The sequence below is a fragment of the Erwinia sp. PME.40.26/001 genome, from assembly GCF_055556675.1.
Genome location: NZ_JBVHNP010000421.1, coordinates 1 through 238, shown reverse-complemented (window position 1 = coordinate 238; position 238 = coordinate 1). Strand labels below are relative to the sequence as shown.

Below are 238 nucleotides of genomic sequence, written 5' to 3'. Positions count from 1 at the left end.
AATCAGCACGTCAAACTCGCCCAGGCGCAAGTCCCGGATGATCTCCATGCGCTCGATGGGCTTGATTTCACTGTGCAGGTAGCGCACGCGCACGTTCAGCGTCTCGAAATACTCGGTCAGGTCTTCCGCCATGCGCTTGGTCAGCGTGGTGATCAGCACCCGCTCGCCCCGACCGGCGCGGATCTGAATTTCTTCCAGCAGGTTGTCTACCTGGTTTTGCGTGGGACGCACTTCCACC

At 59.7% G+C, this 238-nt stretch carries 1 protein-coding gene; it reads right to left on the bottom strand.

Annotation, left to right across the window (positions count from 1 at the left end; translation table 11 throughout):
* The coding region (locus ACZ3HG_RS24800; protein WP_465335192.1) for a helicase-related protein at positions 1–238 on the bottom strand (238 nt) is incomplete at both ends.